The following is a 19,429-nucleotide window of genomic DNA, read 5'->3' as shown; positions in this document are numbered from 1 at the left end:
TTTCGTGATCATGGAAATGCAAAAAGATTTTTTTATATATCAGGCACAAACAACAAAGTTTGCCGCCGGTTTTGAAGTTGAAAAAGCGGAAGGAAGTTATATCTACGGTACCGATGGTAGAAAATATCTGGATTTTGTAGCAGGTGTTTCTGCCAATACCTTAGGACATTCACATCCTAAAGTAGTCAATGCAATCAAAGAACAAGCCGATAAATACCTTCATGTAATGGTGTATGGTGAATATGCACAGGATAAACCCATCGCGTTATGTAAATTACTCGCAGAAGCCACTCCCGATCCTTTGGAAGTTACTTATCTGGTCAACAGCGGAGCTGAAGCAATTGATGGAAGCTTAAAACTGGCAAAACGATATACCGGAAGGGAAGAAATTGTCTCCTTCAAAGATTCTTACCATGGAAATACTCATGGGGCTTTAAGTGTTTCCGGAAACGAAACCCATAAAAGAGAATTTCGCCCGCTGCTGCCAATGGTATCTTTTATAGACTTTAATAATGAAAATGATTTCGATAAAATCACCGAGAAAACAGCTTGTGTCATTTTGGAAACTATCCAAGGGGCAGCAGGTTTTTTAGTTCCCCATCATGATTACCTGATCAAACTGAAGAGAAGGTGTGAAGAAGTTGGAGCACTGTTGATCCTTGATGAAATTCAACCCGGCTTCGGAAGAACCGGAAAGCTATTTTCTTTTGAACATTTCGGAATCGTTCCCGACATCCTTGTTATGGGAAAAGGAATGGGTGGAGGAGTTCCTGTAGGAGCCTTCATGAGTTCTAAAGCGATCATGGAAACATTATCCCATTCTCCCAAACTCGGACATATTACCACCTTTGGAGGAAACCCTCTGATTGCAGCAGCCAGTCATGCTACGTTAAAAGAAGTTTTAGAAAGTGGTCTGATGAAAGAAGTTTCAGAAAAAGAGAAATTATTCAGAGAACTGTTGGTGCATCCTAAAATTAAAAATATCAATGGCAAGGGACTCATGCTTGCTATCAATCTGGGGACTCCGGAATATACATTGGATGTCGCCAAAAAATGTATGGAGAAAGGTCTTATTGTGTTCTGGCAGCTATACAGAAACGAATATCTGAGAATTTCCCCGCCACTGACAATCTCCACTCAAGAAATCAGGGAAGGTTGTCAGATTATACTAGACATTCTGAATGAAAATTAAATATCATGTCTCTCCAAAACGGAGAGATTTTTTTATGCTTTACATCATAGTTTAAATTGTTCTTATTTAACATAATACAGATTTAAAATCTCTGATAAATATCATGAAGATTCTTTAAAAAAGTAATTCCTTTTTTGTGTAATAAAAAAATTAATTTATATATTGCGGGACGATAAAAACAAAGATTATATGGCGAAACATAAAGTCCATTACGAATTTCCAATGCACTGTTTATCAGAGATTTTATACGAATATCTGGCAACTGCAGAGGGATTGTCTGAATGGTTTGCGGATGAGGTAACAGAGAAAGGCGATGACTTCTTTTTTAGCTGGGGCGGAGGACCCGCAGAAAAGGCCACTTTGATCAGATATAAGCCTGAAGGTTTCGTGCGTTTCAGATGGGAAGAAGACGAAGGAACTAAGAATTTCTTTGAAATGACTATCGTAATAGATGATATTACAGAAGATTTAGCACTGAATATTACAGATTTCTGTGAAGAAGGTGATGAAGAGGAAAACGCAATGTATTGGGAAAATCTTATTGAAAACCTTAGAATAAAATTAGGTGCAGCATAATGTCGGGCTGTATTAAAATGATAAAACTGATGAACGATTTATCGTTCATTATTTTTTTGTAAATAAATCACATCAAAAATTGGAAAATCTATATTTTACATCAGAAGCATTACATGTAAAGAACAGAGCATTTATGTTAGGTGATGCTGTGAAGGTTTCTTTCTTTGTGAGAAACGGTGAATTGGTCATGGATGAAGAATGCTATTTCTTCCTGATGGCTTCCATGAGAAAGATGAGAATGAATATTCCCTTAACCTACACCCTGGAGTATTTCCAGTCTCTTTTTCAAAAAGAAATAATAGAAGATGCCGGAATCCAGAATGGAATTATCAATTTTCAGGTCTTCAGAAATAATGATGGAACAACATTATCAAAATCTTCAGTTTCTTACTTTTATGAAGTACAGCAAATGAACGACTTTCTGGATGTACATCAAAGACCGCTGGAGCTGGATCTGATTAAAGAAATTAATGTCAACAATAACCTGCTGAGCAATATCAGAGTCCATTGCCCGGAAAATATTTATGGCGGAATCTATGCTCAGGAAAATGATTTGGATGATGTTATTCTTTTAAATCCCAACAAAAGAATTGCACGCACCACTTCAGGGAATCTTCTCTTTTTAGAAGGGGATGTCATTAAGGTGCCTAAACAGACTGAAGGCGCTTACATTTCTCCTTTAATGGAAAATTTTGTTACCTTCTTACATAAAAATAAACTGGCAGACATTCAGGAGCATGAGATCATTGCTTTTGAATCTCAGAAAGCTGAAGAAATTTTAATGATTTCTGATGAGAAAGGGATCTTCTCTGTAGGTAAAATCAGAAATAAAACTTTTGAAACCTCTCGTTTCCTGAAACTCGTAGAAAGCTGGAAAGAGAGTTTTACCTCATAAAATTGACAAACCCGGTAAACAACATTATAAAGTCCTTTACCGGGTTTTATTCTGATAACATCAGAAATTGTTTTTTTATTAATTTCCGTTGATGATCTCAACGAATTTTTGCGCGATTTCTTTTTGTCCCTTTTCACTCGTCATGTAAGCTCTGTCTGCCGAGTTATTAATAAATCCAAGTTCTACCAATACCGCAGGCGCTTTAGTTTCTCGAAGCATGTGCAGATTGGTTTCTTCAATTTTACGGACATTAAATTTTTTATAGATTTTTCCCGCCAGTTTCTTTGATTCTTCTGCATTTTGAACAAATACTTCAAGTCCGTGTTTGGGAGTTTCTTCCATGGATGAAGAATTGATGTGAAGTGAAATAACCATTTCGGGATTAAGTGTATTGATTTGCTTTGTTCTGTCAGAAAGGCTTGGATAGCTGTCGGAATCTCGGGTTAAAATCACCTCATATGTATCGCTGGTGTTAAGTTTCTGTATTTCTTTGGCAATACTCAGTGAAATATCTTTTTCAGAAAAGTTACCATATACGGCTCCGCTGTCACTTCCGCCATGGCCGGCATCTATGACAATGTACTTTTTGCTGACAGGGGTAAACGATAAAAACAAAGTAGAAAAGATTGATATAGCAAGTAAATTAATCCCTTTCATTTTTATTGATTTTGGTTTTTCAAATAACGTGAAAAGTTTTTTAAAAATTGGTTAACGTAATCTTAAAATTTGTTAATTATTTTCAAAAGGTTTACCGATCTTTTATTAATTCAATGATATATCTTCCGGGGAATTGGCCCATAGTAAAAATTCACCTCCAAGATTCTGCATGATAGATTTCCATAAAGTCTGATCATTCGGAAGCGTGTAGTCAAGATTATAAACATCCACTACCGTCCACATTTTTCTTTGTACTTCGGTATCGAGCTGGTTGGGAGACCATCCCGAATATCCCGAAAAGATTTTAACGTTGTGGATATCCAGTTCGTTATTTAAAACAGCACTGATGATCCGTTCAATATCTTCTGTAAGATAATACTCATCAGTAATATCAGTATAAATTTCAGTAACTTTTTTATTGCTTTTTACAATAAAAAATACTTTATCATTCTCTACAGGCCCGCCATCATATACTTCGATCTTAAAATCAAAAAAATCGTTGAATTTAGTACTCATCTGGCTGTTCTTTTTATTTAATATCAAACCAAATGCACCACTTTCATTATGTTCAATAACCAACACTACAGATCTTGAAAAAAGATCGCCGGAAATGTCAGGGGTCGAGATTAATATTTTACCTTTGTATGAGTGATTCATACTCAAATTTAATAAAAAATATTTATGGAAAACCTGCATGACAAAAGAAAAGTGTATGAGAAATCCCAACTTATTGAAAGTGAGATAAAACAAAATCCCATAGAGCAGTTCAGGGATTGGTTTTTGGAGGCAAGTGAGAGTGCCGTGATCTCTGAAGCAAATGCTATGGCTGTTTCCACAATGGAAGAAGATGGTTGTCCGAGAACAAGAATGGTGTTGCTTAAGGCTTATACTCATGAAGGATTTATTTTTTATACCAATTATGACAGCAGAAAAGGAAAGGCGATAGCAAGCAACCATAAGGCGTGTCTTCATTTCTTCTGGCCCAATCTGGAGAGACAGATTATTATCAAAGCAAACCTGGAAAAAGTAGCTGAAAACTTAAGTGACGGATATTTTCATTCCAGACCGAAAGGAAGCCAGCTGGGAGCAGTGGCCTCTCCGCAGAGTCAGGTGATTCCCAATAAAGAGTTCCTGGAGGAAAGACTGAAGGACCTGGAAAAGAAATACGAAAACAGTGAAGTCCCAAGGCCTGAAAACTGGGGAGGATATATTGCGAAACCGTATGAAATTGAATTCTGGCAGGGAAGACCCAATCGTCTTCATGACAGAATTATCTATCAACTCGAAGATTTGGATTGGAAGATTTCAAGATTAGCACCTTAAGAGGTGAAAGTTCAGAGTTGAAAATTATTTTAGAGAGATTTATCCTCGATAATTACACTGGCGGGCATGAGTCCGCTTATTTTTTTGGTGCTTGATAAGATGAGAGGCAAAATGTCATTTTTCGAGTTTTATATTATCTTCAAGAGCTACCTCTCCAGGATAGTATCTGAAATCGCTCACATAAACACATGAAAAAAGGCTGCTTCTAAGAAACAGCCCTTGAATTTTTGTAATCTGAATGATTATTTTTTCTTAGCACCAGAAACTGCATTTGATAAATCAGCTCCAGCTTTAAATTTAGCTACCTTTTTAGCAGCGATTTTGATCGGTTTTTTAGTTGCAGGGTTAATACCTTGTCTAGCTGCTCTCTCAGCTACTGAGAAAGTACCGAAACCTACTAAAGAAACTTTTCCGTCTTTTTTCTTTAAAGTAGTAGTTACGTTACCAATGAAAGATTCTAAAGCAGCTTTAGCTGCAACTTTAGTGATACCTGCATCTTTTGCGATTGCGTCGATTAATTCAGACTTGTTCATAATTTTTAATATTAAAGTTAGTTCGTAATTATAGCAAATATAATACTATTTTCTAATTGTGCAATTTTTTTATTAAAACTTATACAATTTTTTTACTTTTCAGGGAAAATAGTTAAAATATGATAATTCGGTTTTTCACGAAAAATCTACGTTACGGGTTACTAAAATCATGCCAAATGCTTATGTGTATTGACTTTAGCAAAAAGTTAATATTATTTTCTGTATTTATTAAATTCTAAATTACGTATAAAGTATTAAAGTTTTTAAGCATATGCTTATTGATTTTATAATCAAAGTTTGTATTTATTGTATTTTGTAAAATTAAATACCTGTGTTAGTGGGAGTTTTAAAATGATTAAGAAGGTCTGTTTTATTAATTTTTATTAATAAATTTGCAGTATGTTAATAGAAGTTTTTAAGTCTAAGATCCACAGGGTGAGAGTAACAGCCTCTGACCTTAATTATATAGGAAGTATAACGATAGATGAAGATCTTATTGAAGCTGCCGGATTGGTAGTGGGAGAGAGGGTCTATATCGTCAATGTCAATAACGGAGAGCGTTTTGATACCTACGTTATCAAAGGAAAAAGAAAATCAGGAGAAGTGTGCCTGAATGGTCCTGCTGCAAGAAAAGTACAGAAAGATGATATCATTATTATCATTGCCTATGCACAGATGACCCCGGAGGAAGCGAAAGACTTTCAGCCGAAAATTGTTTTCCCCGACGAAAAAACAAACCTTCTTACCTGATTCATGGAGAAAACATCAAAAAATCCCTTAAAGTCGGTTCTCACAATAGTAATATCGCTTGCTTTTGCAGGCTTTTTTTTATGGCTTGCCTTAAAAGGGCTTGATTTTAAAGTGATTCAGCAGTCATTGGCCAAAGCCAACTATCTTTGGGTAGTATTTGCTTCGGTATTTGGTTTACTCGCTTACTGGTTCAGGGCGATCAGATGGAATCTTATGCTGGAGCCAATGGGGCACAGTATCTCAAATTCAAACTCGCTCTGGTCAATTTCTTTTGGATACTTAATGAATCTTACCATTCCGAGAAGTGGAGAACTGGCAAGAGCTACAGCATTGTATGGTGTGGAAAAAGTTCCCGTAGACAAATCTTTTGGTACCATTATTCTGGAGAGAGTGGTAGATTTATTATGTATGATGGGATTTCTTGGATTGACATTGCTATTTAAGTACGAAGCAATTTTGTCATTCTATAAAAATTCCGGGGTACAGCTTAATCCTGATAAGATACTGCTGGTCCTTCTTATACTGATTGCCGGTACTGTTTTATTCTTTGTATTTAAAAAGAGACTTTCCGGAGTTCCTTTTCTAGGTAAAATTGTAAATTTTATCGACGGGATTTTCCAGGGATTGACGACTATTTTCAAATTAAAAGAAAAAGGAAAATTCATTCTTTATACCCTGGGAATCTGGATCTGCTACTATTTTGCCGCATATCTTGTATGTTTTGCCCTTCCGGAAACTTCGGGATTCAGCCCTGCGGACGGATTTTTCATTATCGTTGTAGGAACGTTAGGAATGATTATCCCTGCCAGTGGAGGAATCGGGGCGTATAATCTGGCGATGAAGTTCGGATTTATGGCTTTATTTATTTCAATGGGGAAAAGTGCCGAACTTGGAGGGGAGATGGGGCTTACCTATTCCTTTATTTCGTTACCGCTTCAGATTGTGATTATGCTTGTCATGGGGCTTATTTCTATCCCGATGCTGGCAAAGGCAAGAAATGCCGCCGTTTCAGATCAGAATTTATAAAAAATTAATTTTATAATCTATAGATAAAGTCCAATTGAAAAATTGGACTTTTTTTGTGGATTTCTACTACCCAAAGGTGTAGTGCGAATATTATTTTCATCAATATATTTGGTTAATTCATAAATCACATTTATCTTAATGCAAAAAATAATTCATAATTTAAAATACTATGGCAATTAATCTACAGAAAGGACAGAAAATCGAGATAGGATTGACTAAAATGACGATCGGACTCGGTTGGGATCCTAATGAAGGAACGGGCTATGACTTCGATCTTGATGCTTCAGCGATCATGATTGATTCGGACAGAAAATTGGTAAGCGAAGAATATTTTGTTTTTTATAATAACCTGAATTCCCCGGATGGAGCCCTCTCTCATACAGGAGATGATCCGAGTGGGAAAAACAGTGACGGAGATGATGATGAAGCAATCATTATTGATCTTGATAAAGTAGATTCAAGGGTTGAGGAAATCCTTTTTGTGGTAACCATAGAAGACTTTGAAAGAAGAAAGCAAAACTTCGGTCAGGTCAGAAATTCATACATCAGGGTTGTGGATAACCATTCCAACCAGGAAATTGCAAAATATGAACTTGATGAGGATTTTTCCATTGAAACCGGTGTTGAATTCGGAAGATTGTATAAGAGAAACGGTAGCTGGAAATTTGAAGCGTCAGGAATCGGATACAGAGCAGATTTAGGCTTTTTCCTGGAAAAGTATTATAAAGGACAAATTATCAAATAATATAAACAAATACACAAAACGATAACTATGGCAATTAATTTACAGAAAGGTCAGACGATTGATTTAAGAAAAAATGACCGCGGAGAAAGTGTTTATGACCTTTCAAAAGTAACGATCGGTTTAGGATGGGATGTCAGAAAGCAGGGAGGTGGTTTCTTTGGGAAATTATTTAATAAAGAAGCTGAATACGATCTTGATGCAGTCGCATTTCTTTTGGATGGAAACGGCAAGGTCGCTAATCTGGGAAGAACCGTTCAGACGAATGACGGAAGACAGATGGGACTTTATCAGGGAGATGTGGTTTTCTTCAATTCTATGCAACACCCGAGTGGAAATGTATGGCTAACAGGAGATAACAGAACCGGAGCCGGAGATGGTGATGACGAGCAGATCATCGTTAAACTGGATCAGTTGGACCAGAGTTATCAGAAAATTGTTTTCCTTGTTACCATTTACCAGGGAAGAACCAATAACCAGCATTTCGGACTGATTGAAAATGCTTTTATCCGTGCCGTGGATGCTAAAGGAAAAGAAATTACCAGATACAGCCTTTCCGGGGATTCAAGTATGAACGGAATGTGTGCCATGGTCTTTGCGGAAGCCTACCGCCACAATGGAGACTGGAAGTTCCGCGCTGTAGGTGAACCGCACCATACAGATAACTTTATTGATATTTTAAGACAGCAATACGCCTATTCAAACTAAGTCTTAGATTTCTATTTAACATATCAAAGCCGGCTTGAAAGTCTTCGACTTTCCCCGCCGGCTTCAGAACTAATACTTGTCTTACCATGACCAGAAGATTATTAGCATATTTTTTATTGGATACTTCAGGTTCTATGAACGGGGAGCCGATCCAGGCACTAAACAACGGGTTCAACGGACTTGTCAGCATGCTTCGTGCAGATCCGCAGGCGATGGACAGCCTTCATCTGAGTGTCACTACTTTTGACAGGGATGTTAAAAATATTGTTCCTCTGATTGATCTTGCCAGTTTCTATCCGATGGAGATTACATGTCCGGATAGCGGGCCCACGCATACAGGAGCTGCTTTGGAGATGGTGGCAGAACTCGTTAAGAAAGAGCATGTAAAAGGTTCTTCTGAAGAGAAGGGCGACTGGCAGCCGTTACTTTTTATATTTACGGATGGAAAACCTTCGGATATTCAGAAGTACAGACACATGATTCCCGTACTCAGAGATCTTGATTTCGGAGCGATTGTCGGTTGTGCAGCAGGGCCGAAAGCAGACGAACAGTTTTTAAAAGAATTGACAGATCATGTCGTAAAACTGGATACTACGGATGCTATTACCCTTTCTTCTTTTTTCAGATGGGTGAGCTCTTCCATTACTCAGGGAGGCCAGTCACAAAGTACGGGAGAAAGCATAACATTACCGCCGCCGCCATCTGAACTTAATATTATCATTTAAAAATATCTCTTTACAGGTATGAGAAGACTGCCTATTTATTTTTTAGTGGATATCTCCGAATCTATGGTAGGAGAACCTATTGAGCAGGTACAGGAAGGTATTGCCGATATTATCAGGGATTTGAAAAAAGATCCCTATTCCTTGGAGACGGTTTATATCTCCATTGTCGGTTTTGCCGGAGAAGCTGAAGTAATTACTCCGTTACAGGATATTATCAGTTTTTATCCTCCGAAAATTCCAATCGGAAGCGGGACTTCATTGTCTCAGGGACTGATTAAGATTATGGATTGCATAGACAGGGACATTGTAAAAACAACGTATGAAAGAAAGGGCGATTGGAAACCTATAGTTTTTCTGTTTACAGACGGAGTTCCGACCGACGATGCCACCAAAGCTATTGAAAGGTGGAATAATAAATACAATGGTAAGTCAAGTACCATTGCGGTATCTATTGGCGAAAATACCAATTATAAACTGCTGGGTTCCCTGGCTGAACATGTTTTATTGTTTAATAACTCTGATGAAAATTCATACAAAGAATTTTTCAAATGGGTAACAGATTCTATTAAGACGACAAGCCAGAGCGTTACTGAAGCAAAGAAAGAAGGAATCAATTTGTCAAAAATAGATACTGTGATTCTTGAAAAAGTAGATCCTGATATGGAACAGAGGTTTCCGGACAATAACTTTGTGGTATTGAACGGTAAATGTTCAGAAACGGAAAAGCTCTACCTGATGAAGTTTAAAAAAACTTTTGCAGCATCCGGAATTCCGGGCATGTCTACAAGGTATTACCGGTTAGACGGGGCTTATAAAATTGATGAAAAATCATATTACAGGCTTTCTTCTTCCCAAAGGACGCATTTAAAAATTTCCATAGAAGAACTGCAGGGAGGAACTTCGTGCCCGCATTGTGCCAATCCTGTGGCATTGGCTACCTGTTCGTGTGGAGGCATCCATTGTTTAAAGGGCGAAGGATACAATAAGTGTCCATGGTGTGGTACTTCAGACTATTATGGCTTTTCCAGTGAGGGATTTGACATTAACAGAACATTGGGATAACCATGGGAAAGTTTCAGCAGCTGATTTCTAAAATTCAATCAAAGCCTATGGAGAAATCTGTTATTGATAGGAAGAAAGAAGAGTTTAAAGAAGTATATTGGGTCTTGAAAAATGCGAATTCAGATCAATTTTATGAGTTCATTTTCGACATGGAGGACTTTCCGGATATCAGGATTAAAAATATAGATAACCTCAAAGAAACGGGACTTCTTTTTGAAAATGATAGACTGTCCGGGGTTCCGGCTGCTGCCAATGTCCATCATCTTGACATTCAATTTTTTCATACTGCAGACCCTCATACTGTTGAAATAAAAAAAGTACAGTTGCTCATTAATGCCAATCCTAAAGATTTGTGGAAAAATATTCCTTCTGATATCCATGATGAATTCTACAAGCCGGATGAAGATTCTTACAAAGGGAAGTTTTCAGATAAGAGAATTGTAGTGGTTTCAAAAAGAGGCCGTTCCCATGCCCATGAGGGCAATTTCCGGGAAGATGATTTTGCTGTCAGGAACCTTCCTGCGGACTGGAATATTATTTCTATTGCAGACGGTGCCGGATCCGCAAAACTGGCAAGAAAAGGCTCAGAAATAGCTACGGAATCAATAAACCGGTTTTTTGACTCAACGACAATTTTGCATAAGATTGAGGAAAATATCCGGCTTCATTATTCCACAGATTATTCTCCGCAAGTACAGCATGAAGCTCATCAGAATATTATCAGAATTTTGTATGAAGGTGTTTTAAATACCCACAATACCTTAGAAACATGGAGCTCAGAGCATGATTTTTCTTTAAGTGATCTGAATACTACCCTTATTTTTGCTTTGGTTAAAAAATTCAGCTTTGGATATGTGATTATGAGCTTTGGAGTAGGAGACTGCCCGGTTAATCTTATTGATTCTGATTTTTCCGATGTAAAACTTCTGAACCCCATGGATGTAGGGGAATTCAGTGGTGGAACCCGCTTTATTACCATGAAAGAAATTTTTAATGATCAGATTGTTTCCCGTTTCGAAATGACCCGTGTTGATGATTTTGCCTATCTTGTACTCATGACAGACGGTATTTACGATCCTAAATTTGCCACAGAAAATAAACTCGAAGATCCGGAAAGCTGGAAGGCATTTTTCAATGATCTGAACGGAAATAATGATGACCGCCGGAAAGTCGACTTTACCAACGATAAAGAAATAGCTCAGGAACTTCTCCATTGGGGGGATTTCTGGAGCAGAGGAAATCATGATGACCGTACCCTGGCAATAATTTATTAATAACATGAAAAAGACCATACGAGTTGTCTCTATCCTGGATGCAACCCAATCCTATGAGTATGTAGATGAAAAGCCCATTCAGGGAGGTGTGAAGGATGTCTATTTTTCTCCGGAAAGAGATTATGTAGTCGCTTTTTACCGGAATCCTCTGGAGGAAGGCCAGAAGGAGCGGATCAGAAGAATTGTTTCCACTTACCTGCAAAGCATTCAAAACGGCAACGCTTCAGGCTATTTTCTCAATGAAATTTTCAGATGGCCTTATGATATTGTGGAAAAAAATAAGCTCACGGGAATTGTCGTTCCTATTTATCCTCAGAAATTTTTCTTTGCCAAAGGATACATCGGTTCAGATAATATCCGGGGAGAAGATAAAGTAGGAAAGTGGTTTACGGCTCCAATGTTCAGAAATCAGCAATATCCGTTGAGGCTTGATCCTTCTGAGCTGGGGGACTGGCTCAGCTATTTTCAGATTTCCATCAACATCAGTCGCGGCGTTAAAAAACTCCATCAGATGGGATTGGCCCATTCCGATTTGTCATACAATAATATTTTGGTGGATCCGGTTACCAAATCTGCATGTATCATTGATATTGACGGCCTCGTTGTTCCAAAATTATTTCCTCCCGAAGTCATCGGGACAGCTGATTTTATCGCTCCTGAAGTTTTAAAAACAAAACACCTGGGATTACAGGACCCTCAACGGTTTCATCCCAACCAAAAAACAGACCTGCACGCCCTTGCAGTGCTGATTTACATGTATCTGCTGAGACGACATCCTTTGCGTGGCGGTAAAATATGGGATCTTGATCCGGAAAAAGACGAACTTCTCTCTATGGGCGAAAAAGCCCAGTTTGTAGAAGATCCGGAAAATACCACCAATCAGGTAAAAGCTGATCATTTGAGGAAATGGGATGCTTTCTGGGGAGATCCTGAAAAGATTCCCCATTCGGTTACAGGTCCTTATATTTCCGATTTATTCAGGAAAGCATTTGTAGACGGTTTACATGATCCGATCCGACGCCCCACGGCTAATGAATGGGAGACCGCCTTGCTGAAAACCGTAGATCTCATACAGCCTTGCAGGAATCCCGCTTGTACGGAAAAATGGTATGTCTTCGATAATACGGCTCATCCTAAGTGCCCTTTCTGTGGTACTCCTCATCAGGGAACACTTCCGGTGCTGGATCTCTATTTTAAATTTGATGATGAGGTATGGAAACCGGAAAATCACAGGCTGATGGTGTATCACAATCAATATGTATTCAAGTGGCATGTTTCCAGGAAAATAATCCGCAATGAGAACCTGACCATGCAGGATAAAATGCCGGTGGGATATTTCACATTCCATCAGGGAAAATGGGTACTCGTTAATCAAAGCTTACAGGGAATGAAAGATATCACAGAACAGAAGGAAATCCTTCCGGGTTCCATGGTAGAGCTCACCGATGGTAAAAAAATATTACTTTCCGCTGAAGAAGGAGGAAGGCTGATGTATGTGACGATGGTAAACGGAATGAATGGATAGCATCGCGAAATGAAGATTATTAAGTTGACCGTCGTTTCTTCATTTTCACTTTTCCGTTTTCACCTTAAGATCAACGCTTTTTAGCTTCCATAAAAAAAGAGTGCTCATCTTCACCTACGACCTTAAAGCCAAGGCTGGTATAAAGATGTTGTGCTTTGTTTGTTTTTAAAACACTCAGCCATACGATCTTGCCTTTTTGGGCAGCATCATCAAGGATATTTTTTAGTATTTTTCCACCCAATCCACGGCCCTGAAATTCCGGACCTATCTGAAGCTGCAGAACTTCTGTCTTTTCAGCAGTTTCATTGACTTTTAATAATCCGACACGATGATGATCCATGAAGATAATGTATGCTTTATCAAACTCATAAAGAATTCTCTGAAGGGTAGTTTCACGGTCAGTCGGAAGATTAGATTCTTCATAATGCGGAACCATCGTTTTTGTTCTCAGATCAAAAAGATAATCAATATCGTTTTCTGTTGCTTTTTTGTAAGTAAGTTCAATATCCATATTTTTTCAAAATCTAATTTTATACCATACAAAAATCTCCGGGAATCAGTCCATCCGGTTTAATATCAGCTATGATATAGCTCACTGGTATCAGTTTAATGGAACGAAGATATTGAATTATGATGGTTCAGGCATAAAAAAATGACAACCCAGCGGCCAGGACTAAGAAGTTGGAAGAATTACCTTATCAATGTTGACACATGCAAATAAGCCGGAAATAAGTCAACCACACTTCTCGCTTCCAACTTCCTGCTTTCATCCTTTTTATACAAGTTCAAAAAACGCTCTTTTCCCGATTTTTATTTTCATGTGGGGAAAAAGCTCTATTTCTTCATTCGGATCTGTTATTTTTATAGTATTGATCTGAATTCCTCCACTTTCGATGAGTCGTCTAACGGCAGATTTGCTGAGGTCACTTTTTAATTGATGACAAAGGTCGACAGCAATCATTTTATTTCCGACATGGGATAAATTGTGGATTGAAATAGCTTCATAAGCCTTATTTTCAAAATTTTTATTCTGAAACTGATTCATGAAAAATGCCTCTGCATCTTCTGCTGAAGTTTCGTCGTGGTATTGTCGGACAATATTTTTAGCAATGAGTTTTTTGATAGCCATCGGGTTTTCCCCATTTTCTATTTTTGACTTCAATGCTGCTTTTTCTTCCAAGGGAAAGTCGGTGGTAAGATCAATGAATTCATCAATTAATGCATCGGGAATAGACATTGTTTTTCCAAACATTTTATTGGGTTCATCAGTCAGTCCGATGATATTATTAAGTGATTTACTCATTTTTTCCTTTCCGTCAAGACCTCGCAACAGGGGCATGCACATAACGATCTGAGCGGGCATGCGGTGAACTTCCTGCAGTTGTCTTCCCATGGTACAGTTAAATAACTGATCGGTGCCTCCCATCTCAATATCACATTCAATTTTTACAGAGTCAAAGCCCTGCAGGATAGGATAAACAAGTTCGTGCATTCCGATAGGAGTGTTTTCGGTAAATCTTTTATTAAAATCATTACGGTGCATCAGCTGTGCCACCGTTACTTTCGATAAAAGCTGGATAACTTCCGAAAAATCAAGAGCATCCAGCCATTCAGAGTTAAATACAATTTTTGTTTTTTCTACGTCTATAACCTTGGAAAGCTGGTTGATATAAGTTTGGGCATTATGCTGTACATCTTCGGGGCTTAAGGGTTTTCTGGCTTTATTTTTTCCTGTAGGATCACCAATTCTGGCGGTAAAGCTTCCTACGACGATAATGATCTGATGTCCCAGGTCCTGGAACTGTTTTAGCTTTTTGAGTACGACTGCGTGCCCGAGGTGCAAATCAGGGGCAGTCGGGTCAAAGCCAAGTTTGATAGATAATTTTCTGTTTTCTGACTGGGCCTGCAGTAATTTTTCTTCCAAGCCGTTTTCAGGCAGGATAATGGCCACGTTTTCCTGTAATGTGTTGATCATATTGAATGGTTTTAAAATGAAAAAGCCCGGACAAATTCTGTCCGGGCTCTGTATATAATTTTAGGTTATTTTTATTGAATTACAGCTATAGAAAGTCTTCCCGAACGATAGAACGGGATGTAATACTCACTGAAAAACGGAAGACGCAATATGCTGTTTAAATGTTTCATGAACTATATGACAAATATAAAGTTTTTTTGAAAATTCCAATATTTAAACCATTAAGATATAAGTGAAAGGTTATAACAAGATTAGTTTAAAACTTAACCATTTTCGAATCTTAATGGTTTAAAATAATGGTTCAAAACAATTTTACTTACATCCTTTGAAGCTAATACCATGCCATAATAAAATAAAAAACATGATATAAACCCAGGTATCTGATGTTTGGGTGAGGGCACTATAAGGATAATATTTTTAAAGTGCTCTTATGGTAATCAATTTATTCAGCGTTCAGTAAAGAGGGATAATAAGCATTTGAAATCTGCATTTTCCAATGTTTGATATTTTCAGATGATGCTTTATCTGCTTTGTCGAAAAAGAAGTGACGGATGATTTCCAGCCCCGAATATTTAAAAATTCCAAGATCTGAAGTCAGTGCCAAAGCATTATCCATACCTGATTGCTGATATTCCTCATGGGATTTCCCGTGAGTATTGATAATAACCGCTTTTTTCCCTTTTAAAAGTCCTTTTTGTATTCCCTGGTCGTACCGATAGGCAAAACCATAACTGAAGACACGGTCAAAATAGCCCTTCATCACAGCCGGTAAACCCGTCCACCAGATAGGGTAAATAAATGTAATCTGATCTGCCCATAAAATATGTTCCTGTTCCAGTTGTACATCCTCCGAAACTTCTCTTGCATGCCAGCCCTGCATATCCTGCAGAGAAAGAACAGGGTCAAAATGAAGGGCATACAAATCCCTGATCTTTACCTCATTATTTCCTGAATCGAGGATTTCTTTGACATGGCTTAATAAACTGTGATTTAGGCTGTTTTCATTCGGGTGTACGTAGATGATTAAGTGTTTCATTGCTCTGTTGTTTTACATTATGAGACAAATTTAGAGCAGCTGATGTTTCAAAAATTGTAAGAAAACGAAATCTCAACATCAGGATGTAACTATCGTATATGCAACAGCCGGCTTTCCGGAAAATCTTAAAAAGATATTATAAAAACAAATGTGAATATTTTACTTGTATTTTCTTTTTTTATAATAAAATAAACGCATAATAGTAAAGGATGATTAATTAAAATTAAATAACTTACATGTATATTGTATTGGTTTGCAGCGTTTAACATAATAAATTTTTTTCACTTTGTTGGGGTATATTGTTTACATTTGTTCTATTAAATTTTACAAAAAATGAAAAAATTATTTACTGTCTTATTCTGTAGTTTACTAGGAATCACTGTTTTTTCACAGTGGACTCCTACTGATTATAGAAGAGGAGACAAATTAGGATCGAATAATATCCGAAATTATTACAAACTGGATTTGGATAAAATAAAATCACAGTTGAAAAATGCCCAGGAAATGGGTCCGAATGCAAAACCTGTGGAAATTTTGCTCCCAACTATGGGCGGAAAGATAGAAAGGTTTGCAGTGTACAGTTTTCCAGTTATGACAAAAGAATTTGCTGATCAATATCAGTTAGGATCTTATGTCGGAGCTAGTTTGGACGATCCTACCAAATATTTGAGATTTTCTGTTGCTCCTAATGATTTTCAATCGATGATTATTCAGGATGGGAAGTATGAATTTATTGATCCGGTAAATGCTGATAAAACAGTGTATGGACTGCATCCCAAAACAAAAAAGAATGAAAACGGATTTTTATGCTCAACAGAAGAGAATGCAATATCACAAAGCCAGATTAAAGAATTGTTGAAAGACGGACAATCATTTGCTAACCAGTCAAATTCGTTTTCCAGGTCGTCTGATAAAAAATACAGAACCATGAGACTGGCAATGTCTGTTACGGGAGAATATACGCAGTATTTTGGAGGAGTTGCTAATGCTATTGCACAAATTAATGCAACAATAACCAGAGTAAATGCTGTTTTTGAAAAAGATTTTGCACTCCATTTAAATGTTTTGAGCTATCCTGCTCTTATTTTTGATAATCCTGCTACGGATCCGTATGCAACGGTTACTAATCCCCTGTCTCCTCCTGGTTCATGGAATACATCACTACAAAGCCAGCTTACAGCGAACGTAGGAAATGATAATTATGATATAGGTCACCTGTTTGGAGCTTCCGGAGGAGGAGGAAATGCAGGATGTATCGGGTGTGTATGTTTAGAACCCGGCAATCCAAATTTGGGACCTAATGATATCGGAAAAGGGGCTGGAATTACTTCTCCTGCTACAGGAACAGTAAATTCCTCTTCTACATTCCCTCCTTCAGGAGATACTTTTGATATCGATTATGTAGCCCATGAAATGGGGCATCAGTTAGGGGCAAACCATACTTTTTCACATAATTTAGAAGGTTATAGTGTTAACATGGAGCCCGGTTCCGGATCTACAATTATGGGATATGCAGGTATTACAAACCAAAGTGCTCCTGCAGGTACCACAACAGATGTACAGCTTCATTCGGATCCTTATTTCCATATTGCAAGTATTAAGCAGGTTCAGGCCAACTTAATTGCAAAAAATTGTGATGTAGAAACTGCAATAACAAATAATCCACCTGTTATAGCTGCATTACCAACCTATAATATTCCTTTAGGAACTGCATTTGTATTAACAGCTTCTGCTACTGATGCGGAGAATGATCCGTTAACATATACCTGGGAGGAGATAGATAATGCGGGTACAAGGATTAACAGTGGTAATATAGGGACAACTTCTACAGGAGGTTCGTTTAGATCTGTTGCCCCTTCTGCCAGCCCAACCAGATATTTCCCGAAGTTGTCATCAGTAATGTCCGGAGTTTTAAATAATTCAAATAACCAATGGGAGTCCGTTTCTATGGTACCGAGAACCACAAAATTCTCTGTAACAGTACGAGATAATAATCCCGCACCCGATCAGCAGCAGACTCAGTTTGCAGAGCAAACAGTTATTGTCGGAAGTGACGGACCATTTAAAATCAATACTTTATATGCTAATAACAGTGTTCCTACTGCAATAGAATGGGATGTAGCCAATACTGCAGCAGCTCCGTATAATGTAGCCAATGTAAAGATAGATTATACAACAGATAACGGAACAACATGGACTGTATTATCAGATTCCACACCAAATGACGGTTCTGAAAACTATACTTTTCCATCTTCTTTGAACGGACAGACCATTAAACTAAGAATTTCTGCAATAGGAAATATATTTTACGCAGTTAAATCAGTAATGGTTACTACGCTTGCTCCTTGTGACGGGAATGCACCTACCAATTTGGTTGTGACAAATATTACAACGCATTCAGCTGATGTTACCTGGCAGCCGGTTACAGGAGCAACATATAAACTTCGTTACAAAAAAGCTAGCGATGTTACCTGGACTGAAATAAGTTTAACTTCACCTAATGCCACATTAAATACTTTAGAGGACGGTGCTACGTATGAAGTACAGGTCGCTACGGTATGTAGTGGAACAACCGGAACTTATTCTCCATCTGCAAACTTTACAACACTAACTTTAACTTATTGTACATCTCAGGCAAATAATATAAATGATGAGTATATTGCTAACGTTACAGTTGCAAATATCAATAATACCTCTACCGGAAGTGCTTATACTAATTATACAAACAATCCTGCTCTTCAGATTAATGTAGTAAGAGGTACAACATATCCAATTTCAGTAACCGTAGGAAATCCGGATCTTGATGCAGTGGCTGCCTGGATCGATTTTAATAGAAACGGTATATTTGATGACTCTGAAAAAATTCTTAACTTTCCAGTTGGCGCGATAACAGGCCCTGTTACCGGCTCATTTACTGTTCCTCAATCCGCTGTGACCGGTCTGCCTTTGAGAATGAGAATTAAGTTAACGTATGGAGGGCAGTCTAATGTAGGTGGTTCGCTGATAAATGCTTGTGGAACAGTTAGCTATGGGGAGGTGGAAGACTATAGTGTTGTGGCCGCTTCATCTAATTTAGGAACATCAGACTTGGTTAAAAATAATACTATCCAATTATATCCTAACCCGGCAAGTGATGTATTAAATATTACGAAAGTTTCTGATAAAGCAACCTATAAGATTTATAGTGCAGCTGGTCAGCTACTGAATACCGGAAGTATCAATGACGGAAAAATTAATATTTCTTCTTTGATAAAAGGGGGATATGTAATTACAATTGATGACAAAGGAAAAGATGTATTTAAATCTAAATTCATCAAGAAATAAAATGAGGCTTTGGAAAGATTTCGATAAATACTTCCGACAGTAAAACAAATACAATTTTATAATAAGACAGTAGAAATTTTAATATTTCTACTGTTTTTGTTTTTTC

At 37.6% G+C, this 19,429-nt stretch carries 19 protein-coding genes; 13 read left to right on the top strand and 6 right to left on the bottom strand.

Annotated elements, in window-relative coordinates; all coding sequences use genetic code 11:
• Window positions 1-16 precede the first annotated feature (16 nt).
• From M030_RS0117535 to M030_RS0117525, 3 genes are all read left to right on the top strand, one after another.
• Window positions 17-1,192: an aspartate aminotransferase family protein gene (locus M030_RS0117535; protein ID WP_027374692.1), complete on the top strand. Its 1,176-nt coding sequence runs from the start codon at window positions 17-19 to the stop codon at window positions 1,190-1,192.
• A 189-nt stretch (window positions 1,193-1,381) separates the two neighbouring features.
• Complete coding sequence (locus tag M030_RS0117530) at window positions 1,382-1,768, top strand: START-like domain-containing protein (RefSeq protein ID WP_027374691.1); 387 nt, start codon at window positions 1,382-1,384, stop codon at window positions 1,766-1,768.
• A gap of 79 nt (window positions 1,769-1,847) precedes the next feature.
• Window positions 1,848-2,663: an aminotransferase class IV gene (locus M030_RS0117525; protein ID WP_027374690.1), complete on the top strand. Its 816-nt coding sequence runs from the start codon at window positions 1,848-1,850 to the stop codon at window positions 2,661-2,663.
• 78 nt (window positions 2,664-2,741) lie between these two features.
• On the opposite strand, the gene M030_RS0117520 is transcribed toward M030_RS0117525, so the two are convergent.
• On the bottom strand, window positions 2,742-3,320 hold the full coding sequence (locus M030_RS0117520; protein WP_027374689.1) for an N-acetylmuramoyl-L-alanine amidase: 579 nt from the start codon (window positions 3,318-3,320) through the stop codon (window positions 2,742-2,744).
• A gap of 105 nt (window positions 3,321-3,425) precedes the next feature.
• On the bottom strand, window positions 3,426-3,977 hold the full coding sequence (locus M030_RS0117515) for a YqgE/AlgH family protein (RefSeq protein WP_027374688.1): 552 nt from the start codon (window positions 3,975-3,977) through the stop codon (window positions 3,426-3,428).
• A gap of 24 nt (window positions 3,978-4,001) precedes the next feature.
• On the opposite strand from M030_RS0117515, the gene pdxH reads away from it, so the two are divergent.
• Window positions 4,002-4,643, top strand: coding sequence for a pyridoxamine 5'-phosphate oxidase (pdxH, locus tag M030_RS0117510; RefSeq protein ID WP_027374687.1), 642 nt, complete (start codon window positions 4,002-4,004; stop codon window positions 4,641-4,643).
• A gap of 242 nt (window positions 4,644-4,885) precedes the next feature.
• Here the strand turns inward: pdxH and M030_RS0117505 are convergent, their stop codons facing one another.
• Window positions 4,886-5,176: an HU family DNA-binding protein gene (locus tag M030_RS0117505; RefSeq protein ID WP_002976900.1), complete on the bottom strand. Its 291-nt coding sequence runs from the start codon at window positions 5,174-5,176 to the stop codon at window positions 4,886-4,888.
• A 399-nt stretch (window positions 5,177-5,575) separates the two neighbouring features.
• Here M030_RS0117505 and panD point away from each other — a divergent pair, with 399 nt between their 5' ends.
• The 8 genes from panD (at window position 5,576) to M030_RS0117465 (ending at window position 12,988) form a co-directional block, all read left to right on the top strand.
• Complete coding sequence (gene panD, locus M030_RS0117500) at window positions 5,576-5,926, top strand: aspartate 1-decarboxylase (RefSeq protein WP_002976902.1); 351 nt, start codon at window positions 5,576-5,578, stop codon at window positions 5,924-5,926.
• Between the two features lie 3 nt (window positions 5,927-5,929).
• The gene (locus M030_RS0117495; protein ID WP_027374686.1) at window positions 5,930-6,952 is read left to right on the top strand and encodes a lysylphosphatidylglycerol synthase transmembrane domain-containing protein; all 1,023 of its coding nucleotides are present in this window, start codon (window positions 5,930-5,932) and stop codon (window positions 6,950-6,952) included.
• 169 nt (window positions 6,953-7,121) lie between these two features.
• The gene (locus M030_RS0117490) at window positions 7,122-7,697 is read left to right on the top strand and encodes a TerD family protein (protein ID WP_027374685.1); all 576 of its coding nucleotides are present in this window, start codon (window positions 7,122-7,124) and stop codon (window positions 7,695-7,697) included.
• A gap of 27 nt (window positions 7,698-7,724) precedes the next feature.
• The gene (locus M030_RS0117485) at window positions 7,725-8,402 is read left to right on the top strand and encodes a TerD family protein (RefSeq protein WP_027374684.1); all 678 of its coding nucleotides are present in this window, start codon (window positions 7,725-7,727) and stop codon (window positions 8,400-8,402) included.
• 86 nt (window positions 8,403-8,488) lie between these two features.
• A complete protein-coding gene (locus M030_RS0117480) occupies window positions 8,489-9,127 on the top strand; it encodes a vWA domain-containing protein (RefSeq protein ID WP_027374683.1) in 639 nt (212 codons plus the stop codon).
• An 18-nt stretch (window positions 9,128-9,145) separates the two neighbouring features.
• Window positions 9,146-10,189, top strand: a complete 1,044-nt coding sequence (locus tag M030_RS0117475) for a TerY-C metal binding domain-containing protein (protein WP_027374682.1) — start codon at window positions 9,146-9,148, stop codon at window positions 10,187-10,189.
• A 47-nt stretch (window positions 10,190-10,236) separates the two neighbouring features.
• The gene (locus M030_RS24410; RefSeq protein WP_165446391.1) at window positions 10,237-11,463 is read left to right on the top strand and encodes a PP2C family serine/threonine-protein phosphatase; all 1,227 of its coding nucleotides are present in this window, start codon (window positions 10,237-10,239) and stop codon (window positions 11,461-11,463) included.
• Between the two features lie 4 nt (window positions 11,464-11,467).
• Window positions 11,468-12,988, top strand: coding sequence for a helix-hairpin-helix domain-containing protein (locus M030_RS0117465; protein WP_027374681.1), 1,521 nt, complete (start codon window positions 11,468-11,470; stop codon window positions 12,986-12,988).
• A gap of 70 nt (window positions 12,989-13,058) precedes the next feature.
• Here M030_RS0117465 and M030_RS0117460 read toward each other — a convergent pair whose 3' ends face one another.
• The 3 genes from M030_RS0117460 to M030_RS0117450 form a co-directional block, all read right to left on the bottom strand.
• Complete coding sequence (locus tag M030_RS0117460; RefSeq protein WP_027374680.1) at window positions 13,059-13,499, bottom strand: GNAT family N-acetyltransferase; 441 nt, start codon at window positions 13,497-13,499, stop codon at window positions 13,059-13,061.
• A gap of 264 nt (window positions 13,500-13,763) precedes the next feature.
• Entirely contained in the window at window positions 13,764-14,963 is a 1,200-nt protein-coding gene (gene tyrS, locus M030_RS0117455) for a tyrosine--tRNA ligase (protein ID WP_027374679.1), read from the bottom strand.
• Window positions 14,964-15,405: 442 nt separating this feature from the next.
• The gene (locus tag M030_RS0117450; protein WP_027374678.1) at window positions 15,406-15,999 is read right to left on the bottom strand and encodes an NAD(P)H-dependent oxidoreductase; all 594 of its coding nucleotides are present in this window, start codon (window positions 15,997-15,999) and stop codon (window positions 15,406-15,408) included.
• 333 nt (window positions 16,000-16,332) lie between these two features.
• On the opposite strand from M030_RS0117450, the gene M030_RS0117445 reads away from it, so the two are divergent.
• Window positions 16,333-19,323, top strand: a complete 2,991-nt coding sequence (locus M030_RS0117445; RefSeq protein WP_027374677.1) for a reprolysin-like metallopeptidase — start codon at window positions 16,333-16,335, stop codon at window positions 19,321-19,323.
• The last annotated feature ends 106 nt before the right edge of the window (window positions 19,324-19,429 follow it).

It is taken from the genome of Chryseobacterium sp. UNC8MFCol (assembly GCF_000482305.1).
In the GTDB taxonomy this organism is placed as follows: Bacteria; Bacteroidota; Bacteroidia; order Flavobacteriales; family Weeksellaceae; genus Chryseobacterium; species Chryseobacterium indologenes.
Note: the sequence above shows the minus strand (reverse complement) of the source record. Positions and strands in the feature narration are given on the sequence as shown.